This is a genomic window from Pedobacter sp. AC379, assembly GCF_979258145.1.
Genome location: NZ_OZ409839.1, coordinates 3,960,291 through 3,974,858 on the forward strand (window position 1 = coordinate 3,960,291; position 14,568 = coordinate 3,974,858).

At 43.4% G+C, this 14,568-nt stretch carries 14 protein-coding genes; 1 reads left to right on the top strand and 13 read right to left on the bottom strand.

The window, feature by feature from the left end; translation table 11 throughout:
• Positions 1–302: 302 nt before the first annotated feature.
• A complete protein-coding gene (locus ACZZZW_RS17285; protein WP_463495224.1) occupies positions 303–4,211 on the bottom strand; it encodes a hypothetical protein in 3,909 nt (1,302 codons plus the stop codon).
• A gap of 417 nt (positions 4,212–4,628) precedes the next feature.
• Here ACZZZW_RS17285 and ACZZZW_RS17290 point away from each other — a divergent pair, with 417 nt between their 5' ends.
• Positions 4,629–5,387 carry a metallophosphoesterase gene (locus ACZZZW_RS17290; protein WP_463495226.1) on the top strand — a complete coding sequence of 253 codons (759 nt, stop codon included), beginning with the start codon at positions 4,629–4,631 and terminating at the stop codon, positions 5,385–5,387.
• 134 nt (positions 5,388–5,521) lie between these two features.
• Here the strand turns inward: ACZZZW_RS17290 and ACZZZW_RS17295 are convergent, their stop codons facing one another.
• The 12 genes from ACZZZW_RS17295 to ACZZZW_RS17350 form a co-directional block, all read right to left on the bottom strand.
• Positions 5,522–5,698, bottom strand: coding sequence for a histone H1 (locus tag ACZZZW_RS17295; protein ID WP_463495228.1), 177 nt, complete (start codon positions 5,696–5,698; stop codon positions 5,522–5,524).
• Between the two features lie 35 nt (positions 5,699–5,733).
• A complete protein-coding gene (locus ACZZZW_RS17300) occupies positions 5,734–6,099 on the bottom strand; it encodes a recombinase family protein (RefSeq protein ID WP_463495230.1) in 366 nt (121 codons plus the stop codon).
• Between the two features lie 63 nt (positions 6,100–6,162).
• On the bottom strand, positions 6,163–7,476 hold the full coding sequence (locus ACZZZW_RS17305; RefSeq protein WP_463495232.1) for a hypothetical protein: 1,314 nt from the start codon (positions 7,474–7,476) through the stop codon (positions 6,163–6,165).
• 10 nt (positions 7,477–7,486) lie between these two features.
• Entirely contained in the window at positions 7,487–8,542 is a 1,056-nt protein-coding gene (locus ACZZZW_RS17310) for a hypothetical protein (protein WP_463495234.1), read from the bottom strand.
• A 3-nt stretch (positions 8,543–8,545) separates the two neighbouring features.
• Entirely contained in the window at positions 8,546–9,634 is a 1,089-nt protein-coding gene (traM, locus tag ACZZZW_RS17315; RefSeq protein ID WP_463495236.1) for a conjugative transposon protein TraM, read from the bottom strand.
• 25 nt (positions 9,635–9,659) lie between these two features.
• Positions 9,660–9,965, bottom strand: coding sequence for a hypothetical protein (locus tag ACZZZW_RS17320; RefSeq protein ID WP_463495238.1), 306 nt, complete (start codon positions 9,963–9,965; stop codon positions 9,660–9,662).
• Entirely contained in the window at positions 9,962–10,588 is a 627-nt protein-coding gene (gene traK / locus ACZZZW_RS17325) for a conjugative transposon protein TraK (protein WP_463495240.1), read from the bottom strand. The genes ACZZZW_RS17320 and traK overlap by 4 nt, the downstream gene beginning before the upstream one ends.
• Positions 10,589–10,661: 73 nt before the next feature.
• Positions 10,662–11,855: a conjugative transposon protein TraJ gene (gene traJ, locus ACZZZW_RS17330; protein WP_463497773.1), complete on the bottom strand. Its 1,194-nt coding sequence runs from the start codon at positions 11,853–11,855 to the stop codon at positions 10,662–10,664.
• 94 nt (positions 11,856–11,949) lie between these two features.
• Positions 11,950–12,609, bottom strand: a complete 660-nt coding sequence (locus ACZZZW_RS17335; RefSeq protein WP_463495242.1) for a TerB family tellurite resistance protein — start codon at positions 12,607–12,609, stop codon at positions 11,950–11,952.
• A 28-nt stretch (positions 12,610–12,637) separates the two neighbouring features.
• Positions 12,638–13,357 carry a hypothetical protein gene (locus ACZZZW_RS17340; RefSeq protein WP_463495244.1) on the bottom strand — a complete coding sequence of 240 codons (720 nt, stop codon included), beginning with the start codon at positions 13,355–13,357 and terminating at the stop codon, positions 12,638–12,640.
• The gene (locus ACZZZW_RS17345; RefSeq protein ID WP_463495246.1) at positions 13,341–14,093 is read right to left on the bottom strand and encodes a conjugal transfer protein TraI; all 753 of its coding nucleotides are present in this window, start codon (positions 14,091–14,093) and stop codon (positions 13,341–13,343) included. Before ACZZZW_RS17345 ends, ACZZZW_RS17340 begins: the two co-directional genes overlap by 17 nt.
• Before the next feature lie 58 nt (positions 14,094–14,151).
• A complete protein-coding gene (locus ACZZZW_RS17350; protein ID WP_463495248.1) occupies positions 14,152–14,535 on the bottom strand; it encodes a hypothetical protein in 384 nt (127 codons plus the stop codon).
• Positions 14,536–14,568 lie beyond the last annotated feature (33 nt).

Below are 14,568 nucleotides of genomic sequence, written 5' to 3' on the forward strand. Positions count from 1 at the left end.
CTCTGCATTTTCAAAACGAGTTCTGTATTATTCCCAGATAGCGGTGCTACATGCATTTCTTTTCCTGTCAACCAGAAATATCCGATTATAACACTACTGGACCAGTCTATGTAGATTAAAATACTCTTTTTAACCGCGGTCGTTTACTTCGAGTTTTGCTGTTTTATGTTATAAGATGATTTACGCGATAACTCTTTATCACAAAAATCGCTTTTTCTATGATTGATTCTTTGAAATATCCGTATGATTGAATTAATTCCGAAGTGCTTTCAATTTGTCAAATAAGCTTTATACTAATGTTGTTATTCAATAGCTAGTTCTAAGAGTTTTTCGTTAATTTCTACAGAGGTTCGCATCGGATTGGCAACTAAGCCGGTTTCTATCCAGTTAATCCCATCAAGATAGTCAGGAGTTTTATTGGCTATTAACTTTAAGTTGGATTTAATTTTTGAAGTGTAATCCGAAACTATTTCATCTAACCATTTTTGTTCAATATGCGAAGAAAGCTTAAGACGCTGCTTATACTCGGTTAATTTCCATAAATCAAACAGGCACGAGGCTAGCATCTCCTTATCCTTGTCAATAGTTACTTCCGACAGAGAAATACCCGGTATATCAATTATCATTTCTTTATCAGGGATCTGGGGAAGGGGACTTAGGTTGTCAAAGTCGAAATCATATCCATCCAGATAACGGTTAATCTGTATAAAAAATTCTTTCTGCACTCTGAATGAACCAACCGTTATACCGTCTTTAACTCGTACAATAGTAAAGAAATCTGCAGGAAAATCAGCTAACGGCGCCAAATGAATGAAAAGTTCCTGCATTTTTTCAGGATTAGATAGATCGTTTCCTTCGACGGCGAAAGATGCATAAGTAAGTGTATATGTTTCTTTAAGCCGAACAGGTGAATAAAACCTGAAATCAGTGGTTTCGTTAAGCTGCTCTAATATTGACCGCAAAGCAAGTACGTTTTTGTATTCTTGTGCTTTCCACCAATCAGCTACAGCCTGTTTTCCCACGCGAACTGCTTTTTTTGTCTCCAGTGGAATGTGGGCTACATAGTACAACATAGTGTGATGAAGTCTATGATGTAGCTCGATTTCATCTTTCATCAGATCATCTGTTTGAAAATAGGGAAATGAACCATTCTCGATCTCTAAAAATGCCCGCTGCATGTTAGTTAGGTTTAAAACTGCGTCCTTAAAATTTATTATTACGAGGTTTTGCTTTTGCTGATCCTCTACAATAAAGAGATTTGCAATTTGCGCCCTTACGTTAGCTAGTGCTGACAGCCATTTTTTTACCGTTTTTTCCTGTTCTGCATATTTTTCAATTCTGAAAGACTTCCGTTGAAAGCTAGGGTATCTCTTGGAGGAAGCATATTGTAAGGTTAAATCTCTGCCAACCGAATCAATATGAATAGCATGAACCTTTGCTTTTTCTCTTTTTCCCTCAATAAGGGCTTCTATATATTGTGAGATATTTTTGATATATTTTAGATTTATCTTTCTGAATTCTATCATATTAGATTGCCATTCGTATGCCGAGCTTGCTTTATAATTGTCAGAAATCACAGAAATCCATATCTGGTTTAGGTGAACATCAAAGTTATTCGTGATATTTTCTGGCGGCATCTGTTTATGAGCATTCTGCAAGACTGCAGAGACCAGATCAGCATTGGGAAACGGCAACATGATGGCGTCTGTGCAATAACGTTGATATCCAGGCAGAAAAGCATAGACCTCACTTATGCGTTTAACACTAAGTTCGTTTGCTTTTTCGGCCTGATCTCCAGTTATGATATATTCCATCATCAACTTATTTCCATCCTCATACAATGTTGGTGTGTCCGTTTTCACCTTTAGACAACTAAAGATTTGGTTTTTATGTTTTTTTAAGAAATCTCCGTATTGGGTTGGCTGTTGTATCCGTAAAGTACTAAAGATTTCGAATGCCTGCTGAAAATCCATATTCTCCAATAAATTTAGCAGTTCGTTCGTATCCATATCAAGATTGATATTGAATTCTATATCAAGTTTTTTAAACCACAATGTCAAGAATTCCAAACCAATGAATGATTTATTTTTGGGTTCGCGGGCTTTGATTGCTGTCGAAAGTGCTTTTGCGAACCTATAAACATCTGTGTCTGTTATACTAAATGCGCTCAGTCGTTTCTTTTTGGCCAATAGATGGCCCAGCGCAGCCTGCATATCTGAAGGTAAAGTATCGACGAGATTTTCGAATGCATTAAAATCGAGAAAGGGAATACTGTTCATGATGAACAGATCAATTCCACCAGATTCAAATGCTTCGTTAAAAACTGCACGGTTGTTGATCCAGTAACGTTGGGGCTCGCTATGAATCACACCGTCAAGGGCAATTACCATTTCTGAATAATCACCGTTCGAAAGGTAATTTGCAAAATGATTGTAGAATGTTTTTGCTTGCTCGGGCTGGAGCAGCAGAGGAGCATTTATAAAAAAGTCATACCGAAGGTCTTCATTGATCAACGGATATATTTTAATCAGTGTTTCATCAATTCCTACAAAATGATGTAGCAGGTCTGTCAGATGCTGAGAACGTACAGGATGCAAGCCAATTACATTTTTGTGATCAAAGCTTACAAAATATTCGTTTTCCAAGGATTGAAGTACTTGGTCACGATCTGAATTAAAGCCAATAGTATCATTGACGTAGCTAAGCAGCTTTCTGGTTTCAATAGTGAGTTGTAAACAATCCGCCAGGGCTACGATACGCAATATTTCTATTTTAGCCTTGGGTGAGTCATCTTTGTTTAGTGTTTTGATTTGGTAGGCAAGCCGCTCGTGGATCATTTGGCCCCTGGTGAGCAAAAAGGTATATTCGATCAACAAGCCTTTGTCTTGAATGGTCTCCCAAATAGGTTCCCAGGCATGGATTTCCGGGCTGGTCTTGCCCTTGGACTTTAGCTGTAGAAAAAGATCTTTAGCTTCTGCATAGGTCAAAAAGATATCAATAATCCTCATGCTCAGCCTGGAAAGATCCGCACCATATCTTTGCCAGTCTTCGTGGCGGCTTGTAATCAGGTATTTTATCGGGAGATTAGAAGTTCTATCTGCAAGCATGCCCCAATCTTTGTTTTGAGCCGATAAACCATCTATGACGATCACTGGAAGTCGTCCCTGTTGAACTTTAGACGTAATGAGTTCTGTTAGGGCATTTACCTGATCCCAACTATTGCAGCTGTTTAGTTGATAAATATGATAGATTGGATCAAGACTTGAACTGACCTGCCACGCCACAGTTGATTTACCCTGGCCGCTAGATGATCTGATTATACTTATATCTGTGGTTGCAAAACTTTCAAAAACCTCTTTTTCCCATTTTTTCCTTCGTGCAGGGAGGCCATTTGCGATGTGAATGGGTCTACATGCTTTGCCATCGAAATAGTCGTTCAGATCTTTCCCGGTTTGTGGAGTGAAAGCTATTTCGCTAAGCCACTCATTTTTGAGTGCTTCATTTACTGGTGCCTTAGAAAAAGTATCACGAACCTCAATAAATAAATTTGCTAGATCGCTATAGAAAATACGCTTTCTTTCTATAGACCAGTTAAAAACATAATAGAACAAGCTTCTTAAAAAAATATTTTCAGTTCCAACATTCACGTTCCATTTCGCCCTCAGTTCTTGTAAAATATTATCCATCAGTGTCTCTACGTCAATTTGTTCAAAGGATATACTATTTAGAAAGCGTATCGAATCTATGTTCTTTGATGCAGGTTGTGCATTTAGTTTCTCTATCCAATATGTAAGGTTATTACCGGTTAGGTTTCCTGAAGCAAGTGCTGATAGAATCCCCTCTTTTATATTCATGTTGTGAACAAGCTTGAAACAGCTACTAGGATCAATGGCATATACCTCCAGAAAGTTTTGGAGAACACCCATTGACCAAAAGGCAGAAGCGTTCAAATTATTCTGAGAAGTCTTTAACTGTATATATTGGTTCGAATCGAGTTCAAGCTGAGGAGTATTAAGATCAAGATCCTCGATGCCTTCAAGGCGGATATGCTTGTCCGTTTGATCAATTTCGAGGTATTCCAGGATTTTAAAGACCGAATAAATAACTTGAAAATTGATCCCACGTAAGTTGATAGCACCTCCCGTTCTCTTTTTTGCTAATTGTTCAAGGTAATTTAATGATAGTTGATTTTGCTCATTTTTGTTCTTCATAATAAATTGATGAGGCGTTGGCCGTTGATAAAACGGTGATTAAAAAAACTCTAAGCTACAAATTATCGTCCTCCAAATTATCTTTTAGATTCGGAATAACTTGGATAAATTTCATTCTCTTAAGAATTTGAACTATGGTTGTAAACAAAAAGAACTTTACCCTAATTCATCCCTAACCCCGAAACTCGGCGGGAGAAAAGAAAGACACTCGAAACTCAGTTTTTCCTGCTTTTAGTAAACATTTGATTGAAGGAATTATAAAAAATTAGGGAGGATAAAGAAATCATCAAGCACAGATGGTAAAAAACTAAAAGAACGTTAGAAAAGCATTTATTCCAATGTTTCCCGAGTGGCTGGAGATATTATTTTATTAATTTTGCGGCACAACTTACTCATTCATAAATAGCCCAAAAAACAATGCACTTACAGTACGCTTCCGATCTGCACCTTGAATTCCGGGAGAACAAAGCCTTCCTCAAAGAAAACCCGATCCAGCCAAAAGGCGAAATACTGGTACTGGCAGGAGATATCATACCCTTTACCCTGATCGATAAGTACCCGGACTTTTTTAACTACATGGCCGACAATTTCCAGCAGACCTACTGGATACCCGGTAACCACGAATACTACCACTTTGATGCTGCCGATAAAAGTGGTCCGTTTAGTGAAAACATCAGGAGAAACGTATGCCTGCTGAATGACGAGATGGTCGAACTGGATGGCGTGCACCTGATTTTCTCCACATTGTGGTCCAAAATAAGCCCGCAAAACCGGTGGCATATCGAAAATGGCATGAGCGATTTCCACCTCATCAAATATAAAGGCAAACGTTTCTCCGCTGAAGCGTATAATCAGTTGCATGAAAATTCCCTTGCTTTTATCGAAAGCCAGCTGGCAATTGATAACGAAATGAAAAAAGTAGTGGTCAGCCATCACGTACCGACCTACCTGAACTATCCACCGCAGTATAAAGGCACCGTATTAAGTGAAGCTTTTACGGTTGAACTGTTTCCGTTGATGGAGCAGCTGCAACCCGATTACTGGATCTACGGCCACCACCATGTCAATATCTCTGATTTCGGGATTGGCAAAACGCAGCTGATCACCAATCAGTTGGGCTATGTCAGCTACGGTGAACACAAACTGTTCCAGACCGATAAAACCATCATGCTCTAAAGAATCCTAAACTGGTAAACCGGATTTTGCACAATAAACCAAAACCATTTATGACAACTAATCCGGTTTATCATAAAATCACAAAAAAATGCCCGGCCAAATGACCGGACACCCAAACAAACCTGAAACCAACCTTATCTCCCCTTTTTCTTCTCGCTGACCTTTACACGGATCTGCTGCGAAATCGCCTTCGCCTCCTGCAGCGCTTGGCGGAGCCTGGTACCGGCCGCCCTATTCCCTTTACCAAAAAACTTCCGTGCATCTACCTCTGCACCCAATACCACCTTTTTCAATGAATCAAATGTTTCCATAACAATAGTTTTATAGATTAAAAAAACCAACCAGATCAGCCGATTGTCAACCCGCCCTGCTTATCCAGGCTAAGCTCACTTCCACCTGCTGATACAATACTCACCCTGTATTCAGCCTCAAACTGCGCCTGCTTTAAAAGCAGCCAGCCCACATCCTGGGAAAGGTTATCCATCTCTGCCACAACCACCATATCCAAGCGCCCAACCGAATTCTGCACCATCCGCTCCAGAATATGCCAGGACAGACTTCTCTCGCCTTCTTCACATAGCACCACTCTTAATTCGATATCATTCTCTTTGCAATAATTATAGATATTTTCGGACTGATGGTCGAGATCATGGGGATCCCCAGATTGCGCAGTTCTCGCATAACCGATAGCAACCGGTACTTTCCCTTCCATAGTATATAGTCAAACCCTAATAATAACCGATCACCAAACACACTAGCAAAAAACCAGGACCAATCAGCCACCAATACCCATACCGGCTTCCTGTTCTTTCTCCATGTTTTTGCTTTTGTCCTGCCCGGCGTCAAGCAAAGCGGCCAACGATTCTTTGGTCATAAACAGCTCGCGCTTTTCCATCTTGCCCTCTGGTGTATAAAAATTCACTTTGCCATACCTCGGAACCGCCTCCAGCAAAAGCTTCACGGGCTTCCCATCCTTTTCCGTACTCACCAGAGGCGTCAGACCATTGCGCAGGTCAGCCTCCAGTTTCTCCCTTTTCTCCGGCACAGCCAGTTCCCCGATCTTATAATTGTCCAGCACCTTGGGCAGATCAAAACCATACTGCGGATCATGGTACTGTTGTAGGTTGAAATTCCCATTTGCCCCAACGCCTTTATCCATATCGAACTTCACCCAGGCCGAATAAGGTTCGCCCGAGAGAAAGTTCACCAGGTCATTGCGGTAAACAGCATATCCCTGAATCATCTGCGCAGCCTGCTGCACGGTGAATCCTTTTCCACGGTCCGGCCACAGCGTTTGCGAAGCCGGTTTGCCATAAAAAGTCCCCCTGAATTCCTTCGTCACAAAATTCACCTTTCCCTCTTCCATTGTGGCCAGGGTCTGTTTGTTCGCTGCATCTTTACCGACCGCCAGCTCGCCCGCCCCCTCGCGCTTTTTAAAAACCTCGATAGCCTCGGTCACCAGGTCGTACTTTTTCACCGTAGCGGCCTGCCCGTCCTTTCCAGGTGAAATGATCAGATAATGCTGGTCTTTCTCCAAGGGTTTTGCCAGGTTATGGGCAACGGTAAACTTATTGAGGAAATAATACTCGGATTTACTGGACTGCTGCAGGTAAAACTGCACATCCACCTGCCCCCTATTGGCAGGCATCACCTGATGCACCGTAAATTTAGGCGCACCTGTTTTCATCAGTTCCTCCATTTTGGCAATGGTCTTTTCACTCGCACCGAGCGCCGCCATTTCCTCCTTCCGGTCTTCTAAATTGTTCAAATTCATAGTTTTTGTTTTTATTGATGTTTTAGGATTATTTATTTTTACAAAACGATCCGACCTAAGCTCCGCTTTCTCCAGCGCGTTAAGCTGGTAGATCATGTCACCGATCGGAACCGCGATATGCCAGTTAAATATCTGCTGGTGCGCTTTCTCAAATGCATGGGCAGAAGCATTATCCGCAAAGCAGAAAAGCTCAAATTTTGACGAAAGAAGTTGGTCACTATCGTACACCACCCAGTGACAGCCCAGTGAGACCTGTTCTTTCAGATATTCCCTGATTTCAGCCGCCAGGCCCAATTTACCGGTCAATTCAATCATAAAAAGTATCTTATCTACCCATCTGCAACTGGTTTTCTTCCCGCATATCCAGCTGTTGATCAGCTCCCAGCCCAAACGAAGGTTGAGCTTTTACCGGCACCAACATATCCTTGAGCTGCTCAAAAGCAATTTCTTTTTTCCCTGAATCAAAGAATTCCAGCCTGTTTTCAAAGGGATCAGCCCGGATATAAAATTTATCCTTTCCGGGAACATTAATCTCCATCCTATTGCCCTGCTCCAGCCCCCCCAATACCACCCCATTACTGACGGCGTAACATTCCAGCGCAATGGCATGGTCAAGCAGTTGTTTTTTCAGGTCATATTCCTGCCCGGTACCCCAAGAATATAATAACGGTGACGAAGAAAATTCTTTAGCGGTATCATTTACCTTTACCCAGCATTTTCCCAAATTACCATCCAGGCCCTGGTATTGTTTCAGTACCGCCCCACCCCGAAGCAGGTTTATTACCTCAACAAGATCAATCCCGGCTTCCCTAGCGAAGAAACAGCTATGTTCTGTTCCATCTTTTCCCAGCATCCGTCCGTTAAAGCCGCTAAAGCGGTATACACCAATATCTTCCCTTTCAAAAGAAAGCTGGAGTGATAATTTCTCATCGGTATTTAAACCACGAACCACATCCAATACAATACGCTGCCTTTCATAATCAAGCCGCTCCTCTAACTTTAAACCTATGCCACCCAAACCCAGTGATGAAAGTTCATCTTTAAGCGAACTGATATTTTCTTCCCGGAGCCTAAAGAACCGCGACAGGTGTACGCTCCTATCAACCACAACCGCTTTAAGCCTCAAAAAAAACTGTAAGATGGGATTGGGATAAAGCGCTTTGCGGAGCTTAGCAGTGACAGAGCGCAGCACCTGAATATACAGCCGTTCCATTTCCGATGGCCTGACCGATACCCTAAATAGCCCCTCGGACAAAAACCCATATTTCAGCTTTTTCATTTTACGCTCGTCAACGCCAGTGCCCATAAGCCCCAAAAGCGATTTCTGCCGTTCTTCCCAGGCCAGGTACAACTGCTCGGCCCTATTGATCCCCGGATCCACAACCTAACGCAGTTTTAATTTATTGTCACGCAGCAGCACTGCCTGCCCGCCTTTCAGCTTTACCTTGACCTTGCGTAATTTCTTGGTTAGCATAGATTTCGCTGCATCAATTCCCGCTCCCGCGACCTGCGTCACCAGAGACTGATCGAAGGTATTCAGCGCCACTTCCCCAACCGCGTTCCCTGCCCCATCGTTCATGGTTTCAGTCAGCACCGCTTCCGGTGCATCCAGGCCCAGCATGCCATCATAACTGTACAGGGATAAATCGGAGGGAATAATCGCATTGCCCAGCCGGATCTGTTTGATATCCAATAGCAGCCTTTGGTTAGTGATCCTGCAAGCCCCGAACAGTTCATGCCCTTTTGGGATCAGTACCCCGTTTACACGCAAAGTATCCAGCAATAAAAGTTTGATCGTTGCGCCCTGTACCACTTTTTTATCCGATGCAATCACTGCAGGGATCGCCTTAAACAAACTATCGGTATTCACTTTTTTCTCCACCGCCATTTTCTGCTTTACGCGCTCGGGATGCTGGATATCGATGATGTTCTCCATCATCGCGTTCAGCTGCTTCATCTCCGGATCATCACCTGCATTTTTATTCTCCTGCATCATTTTCATCAGCGCCTCGAGCCTGTCCACATCGTTTTTCATGTTGCCCGAACCGCTAGCACTAGAAAGACCATAACCCGAACGGACACCTCCCGCCCCACTAACCTCAACAGAATTCCCCGCAGGTCGGTCAATCTCACGCTTTAAAGCTTCAAGTTTTAGCGATATCTCACCGGTCTGCTCCTCCTGTGCATTTTTAAAGCCTAAGTTCTGCGCCATACGGGAAAGCGAAGCTGATCCCCTGCTGGCAGAATCACGTGCCGCCTGCTCATAAAAAGCCATTTTATCTACCGGTTGCTGCTTTTTGATCGTCGCATCAGGCAATGAAAAATCCACCTTTCCCTTATCGTTAACCACATCTTCTGACACCTCTTTCCCACCGCCCAGCATAAAAAAGCCCGTAGTCAGTACAGCTGCTGCCAGCAATGGCAAAAAGATCAGCAGCACTTTCTTTTTGTCTATTTTTTTCCTGTTTTCCATTTCAATTGTTTTATAGGTTAATAATTTATTGCAGAAAATTGAGCACAGCAGATAGGATCAGATACATGCAGTAAGCGCCGCACAGCGTGATAAAGCAGGCAAAAAACAGCTTCATTCGAAGTTTTGAAATGCCTTTGGTTTTCATATTCAGGAAGGTAGCTAACCGCTCCTGCACCCGAAGTATCCTGCCCGCTAAACGGAATGAGAGTTCTTTTTTATTCGTTGGCCGGGCATTTTGCCCGCCTACAGGAAAAGTGCCCTCATGTACACTGTCTAAATCCTTCGGTAGCCCACCAGTCCTGCGCTTAATAGCATTACTCCAGATCTTCATGGCTGTTCCGGTTTTAACTGTTCAGCCCTGTTCTCCAAAAGCTCAAATTTTCTGATCAGAAAACCATGGGGATTGTTATCCGTCTGGTTCTTTAAATCATCTACCACTCCTTGGCTGATGAGTTTCCTGTAAACCGTGGATGAAGACCTTACCAACTTCTGCGTAGCAAAACACCTGAAAGGATATGGAAAACGGTCCACATCAAGCTGTATGCTGTCTACGGTAATTTCCTGGGATATATTTGCCGCAATGAGGTTATTGTAATAACCGTTCTCCTGAAAGTTATCATACTGCTTTTTGGCCGATTCATCGGCGAGGTAAAGTGCCCTGGTAACGCTTGCCTTGATCGCCTTATCATCAGGAACCAGGGCAAAGAAATACTGGTGGAAAGTGCGGATATGGTCACGCAGTTCCACCGGCAAGTTGCTCTTGCGGTCAGATGCCAATGCAGTCAAAAGCTTACCATTATATAATATGTATATGCGCTGGTCCTTTAGGTTGTAAAAGCGGTAATACTCGTAGATCGCAAAACAGCTGATCACCATACAGGCCACGATCAGGAATAAACTAAACAGGCGTATATGTTTGAAAGCAGTATCGATATTTTTGAATTGGCTGAACATAAAAATTGAATATTTGATGAATAATTACCCTTCATTCGTAAGGCAGGGGCAAGCCCTGCACCTACGTACGTACCTACCTGCCTTCAATACGCTTTTGTTGGTGCGGATTATCCGGGAAATAATCCCCTTGCGCACCTGACGAAAAACTCTGTTTCAAATTTCGGTAACCATCACCCAATGCATCCGCTGCCATGCCCCCGCCGGATCTGGCTGCCTGGCTTCCGGAACGCGTGGCAGAGGACACGATCGAATTCACTTTCTGTAGGATCGTATTTCCGCCTCCCGCATGCACCACATAGTTGGCCACATTGGGCACGCAGAAATAACCCACGATTCCAATAATTAAAAATATAAGGTAAGCGGTATCTAAACTCGAAAAGAAGGTATCCCCCTGCTGCTCGATCTCCGAAAGATCCAGTTTCAGCATATTTTCCTGCACTTTGCCCAGTATACTTGAAAAGATATTACAGATCGGAAGCCATAGAAATATGTTCACATACCTCGCGATCCATACCGTAAGCGTATTCTGAAAGCCATCAAAGACAGCAAATCCAAACACCAGTGGTCCGAGTATCGCCAGCACGATCAGAAAAAACGTACGCACGGTATTGATGCAAAGCGCAGCCGCTGCATATAGGATCTCCAGTACTTCACTCAGCCACTGCTTGATCGAATTTCTGAAATTATAGGAAGCCTTTGAAATATTGAATTCCAGCCCACGTCCCAATCCATCTAAAAATGTTTCTTCTTCGCCGTTGGGATCCTTTGGATAAGCATATTTATGCCATTTATCCATATCACCGCTACCCTCCTCTCCAACATACATCTGCCAGTATCGACTCTTTTTTATCGCAGCCTCCTTCAATTTTAGCAGCCTTTCAATTGTTTTATTGCTATTGGAAACCATTGCATTCGTAGCCGATACAGTTGGTTGCAATACCCCACTGATCACGCCAAGAACCGCCGGAAAAAGCATCACCGCCATCCCCAATGCAAATGGCCTGAGCAGGGGGTAAAAATCGATGGACTCGGCCGAAGCCAACTGCCGCCATACCCTGGAAGCGATATACCACAGCGCACCAAAGCCTGCTAGTCCCCTGCCGACATTGATCATGCCTGAACACAGCGGCAGCATTTCGCTGTATACCCTGTCCAGCACAGGCTGCAGGCCGGAAATACTCTGAGCCGCAGTTTGTGCAAAGCTGAGGATCGGCAGCAACAGCAAGGCCGAGCAGGCACATAATGAAAAGTAAATCCGGTTATTCATCATATTTTCAATTTGACTGTTTGACATTATTTTGGGACCGGCAAAAAGCCGCGCCAGGAGCGAGGCGCATAAAAAAACTCCCAGTCCTAAATATTCAATTCCCATTCTTTAGCAGATCTCCCAAACCCTTCACATCCGTCCTCTCCCTACTTCTTTGCAGATCCAGCATGGTCGCCTGATCATTAAAAGCACGCAAAAACGTCAGCTTTTCTTCCGAATCTGCAAAAATCCGGTCAATCGCCGCCAACCTCTCCTGATCACTCATGCGCAAGTTAGAAGAAGTAATTACCATCAGCAGTTCATCCAGATTATCCATGTTCAGATTAAAAAGCTGTTTGTATACGCCGGCCAGATAGGCGATATCATTTTCCGAAAAATTGCCCGATGCCTGAAAACGCTTAAATGCACGCTTATACTCTGAAACTATTCTGCCATGATCAGTGATGATATCCGCTACCTTATGGTATCTTTTGATCTCCGGGCTCACCAGCATCATGCCATCCAGAAAGACCTCATGCAGCGAAAAATTCCCTTCAGCGATATCCTTTACCGCCTTATACCCACTGGAAATCAGCAAATAGCCTTTTTTCATATCGGCTAAAATGTTCTTTAGCTGGCTGAGCTTTTCGACATTCAAAAGCAGTTGCTGCGCTTCAGTAGACTGGCCGTAGCCAGGATTAGGAAGTAGCAGCATTAGAAAGCAAAGCATGCCCATTAAGCGAATGCTAAAATCCCTAATTAATACGCCCCGCATGCTGCTAGCGGAAAACGACATCAAAAACCTACTCAAAACCATAAGCCCTCCTCAAGTCTAAAATGTCCAGATTATCCCTTTCCCTGTTCCTGATCAATCGCTCTACCTTTCCCATAAAATCAGCAGTAAATGCCGCCTTATCCTGCATAGCTTCATATAACAGATCAATCCTCCTGATGCGTTCAGATTCCCCCATCTCCAGTCTGCCCGAAGTCACCACCAAAAGCAGTGATTCCAGATCACGGGAGCAGTCCTCCAGTACCCCTGCTTTCACTTCCAGGACATACAGCTGATCACCCGGCGAAAGCATGGCATTGCCCTTAAACTCCCCAAACCATTTTGCGATACTGATCTGGTAAGCCAGGATTTCCGCCACTTTTACATTTTTTCTGACCGAGGGGCTTACCGTTTTCAAAGAAGAAATAAATGCCCCATGTAAACTGAATTCGCCATTTGTGATATCACGCACCGTCTGCAGTCCCCCATCTACCAACTGGTAACCTTTCCTGGCATAACTTAAGTAAAGCTGTAAAGCTGCGATCTGTTCCAGCAGGTATTTTTTCTGTGTTTTCTTTTGGTTGAAAAATTCGCCAAAGGTCTGCCCGTGTGCCGCACTGCCAAAGCAGAACATAAAAACCAAAACCCCAACAACCAAAGCCCTCACTTTAAAAGCAGAACGCTTTACTAAACTGGCAGCCAATACCGAAACCTCTCCGGCCTTAGCGCAACACTTAATTTTCGATTCCATAGATTTCTTTTAGTTTAGCGCTTTCCTCGATCGAAGAAGCACGTTGAATACTCAAGACCGCATTGCCCCTGTTAAAACTTTTCAGATCTGTATAATTGGTATCCATCTTTTCTGAGGCCTTTGAAATAATCTCAAGCCTTTCGGCATCGCTCATCTGCGTTTTAAAAGAATTCACGACCAATAGCAGTTGATCAATATTTTTGATGCTTTCATCCAGTATCCCTGAATACACTTTTTGCATGTAGTCCAGCTCTGGGCTTTCAAAATGTTTATCCTGCTTAAATAAGTTCCAGGCCCATTTGTATTCATCCACGATGGCCACCTGTTTCGCCGTCAGGTCTTTCACCTTTTTATAGTAAGCAATGGCTGATTTGATTTTCCAGAGTTCCTCATAGTATTCCCTATAAAGCTCCTTTTGCCGCTGCGTCCAGTCCGCAATTTCGGTCAACTTTAATTTAGAAAGCTGGTTTTCTAATACCTTCTGCGCATTCTGCAGCCAGATCGTTTCATTCTGCAAACGCTGGATTTTCAGGTCCACCGCTTTGATCACTTTTTTCACACCCGCCTTGATCACTTCCAGTACTGCGATCTGCGCATCCGCTCCTTTTGGAAGCCCCACGATCAGCGTCACCGTGCTAAGTGGCAGAATTACCATATATTGTTTCATCTTCCTCCCAATTTTAGTCCATAGTTTTCCCATCCAGCCCAAAGGGCTGGTAAGCAATAGATTTTTCATACCTAATTATTGATTGTTTTTCCTTTTACATAGCAGAGCAAATGGCTTTGCTTCACAGCTACTCAGCACCCAGTTTCCGGTATTCCCTGCTCCCCAGCAGTAGCACACCGGAATCAGGATAAAAGCTGATGATCTTCGAATTTCTGGGCACTTGGATTGATTCACTTTCCTCATCCCAGATCCCCAGCCAGCCCTCAACCTCATACTCCAAACGTCCCGGCTTTCCACTGTCAAACCGCCTGAAGCCGGTCTTTCGGACAATGGGATAGCTTCCCTTTACTTTGTTAAAATCCCCCAGAGTGAGGGTATCCCAAGATTCACTGTACTCTCCTTTGGCATGATCCACATAGTTTCCCGGGATAAAAGATTGCAGATCCGAAGTGCCTTTACAGGCAGCAAAAGCCAGCGCCAATAGGAATAAATAAAACCTTTTTGTTTTCATGGTTTGATTGTTTTAGGATTGTTTTACGATATA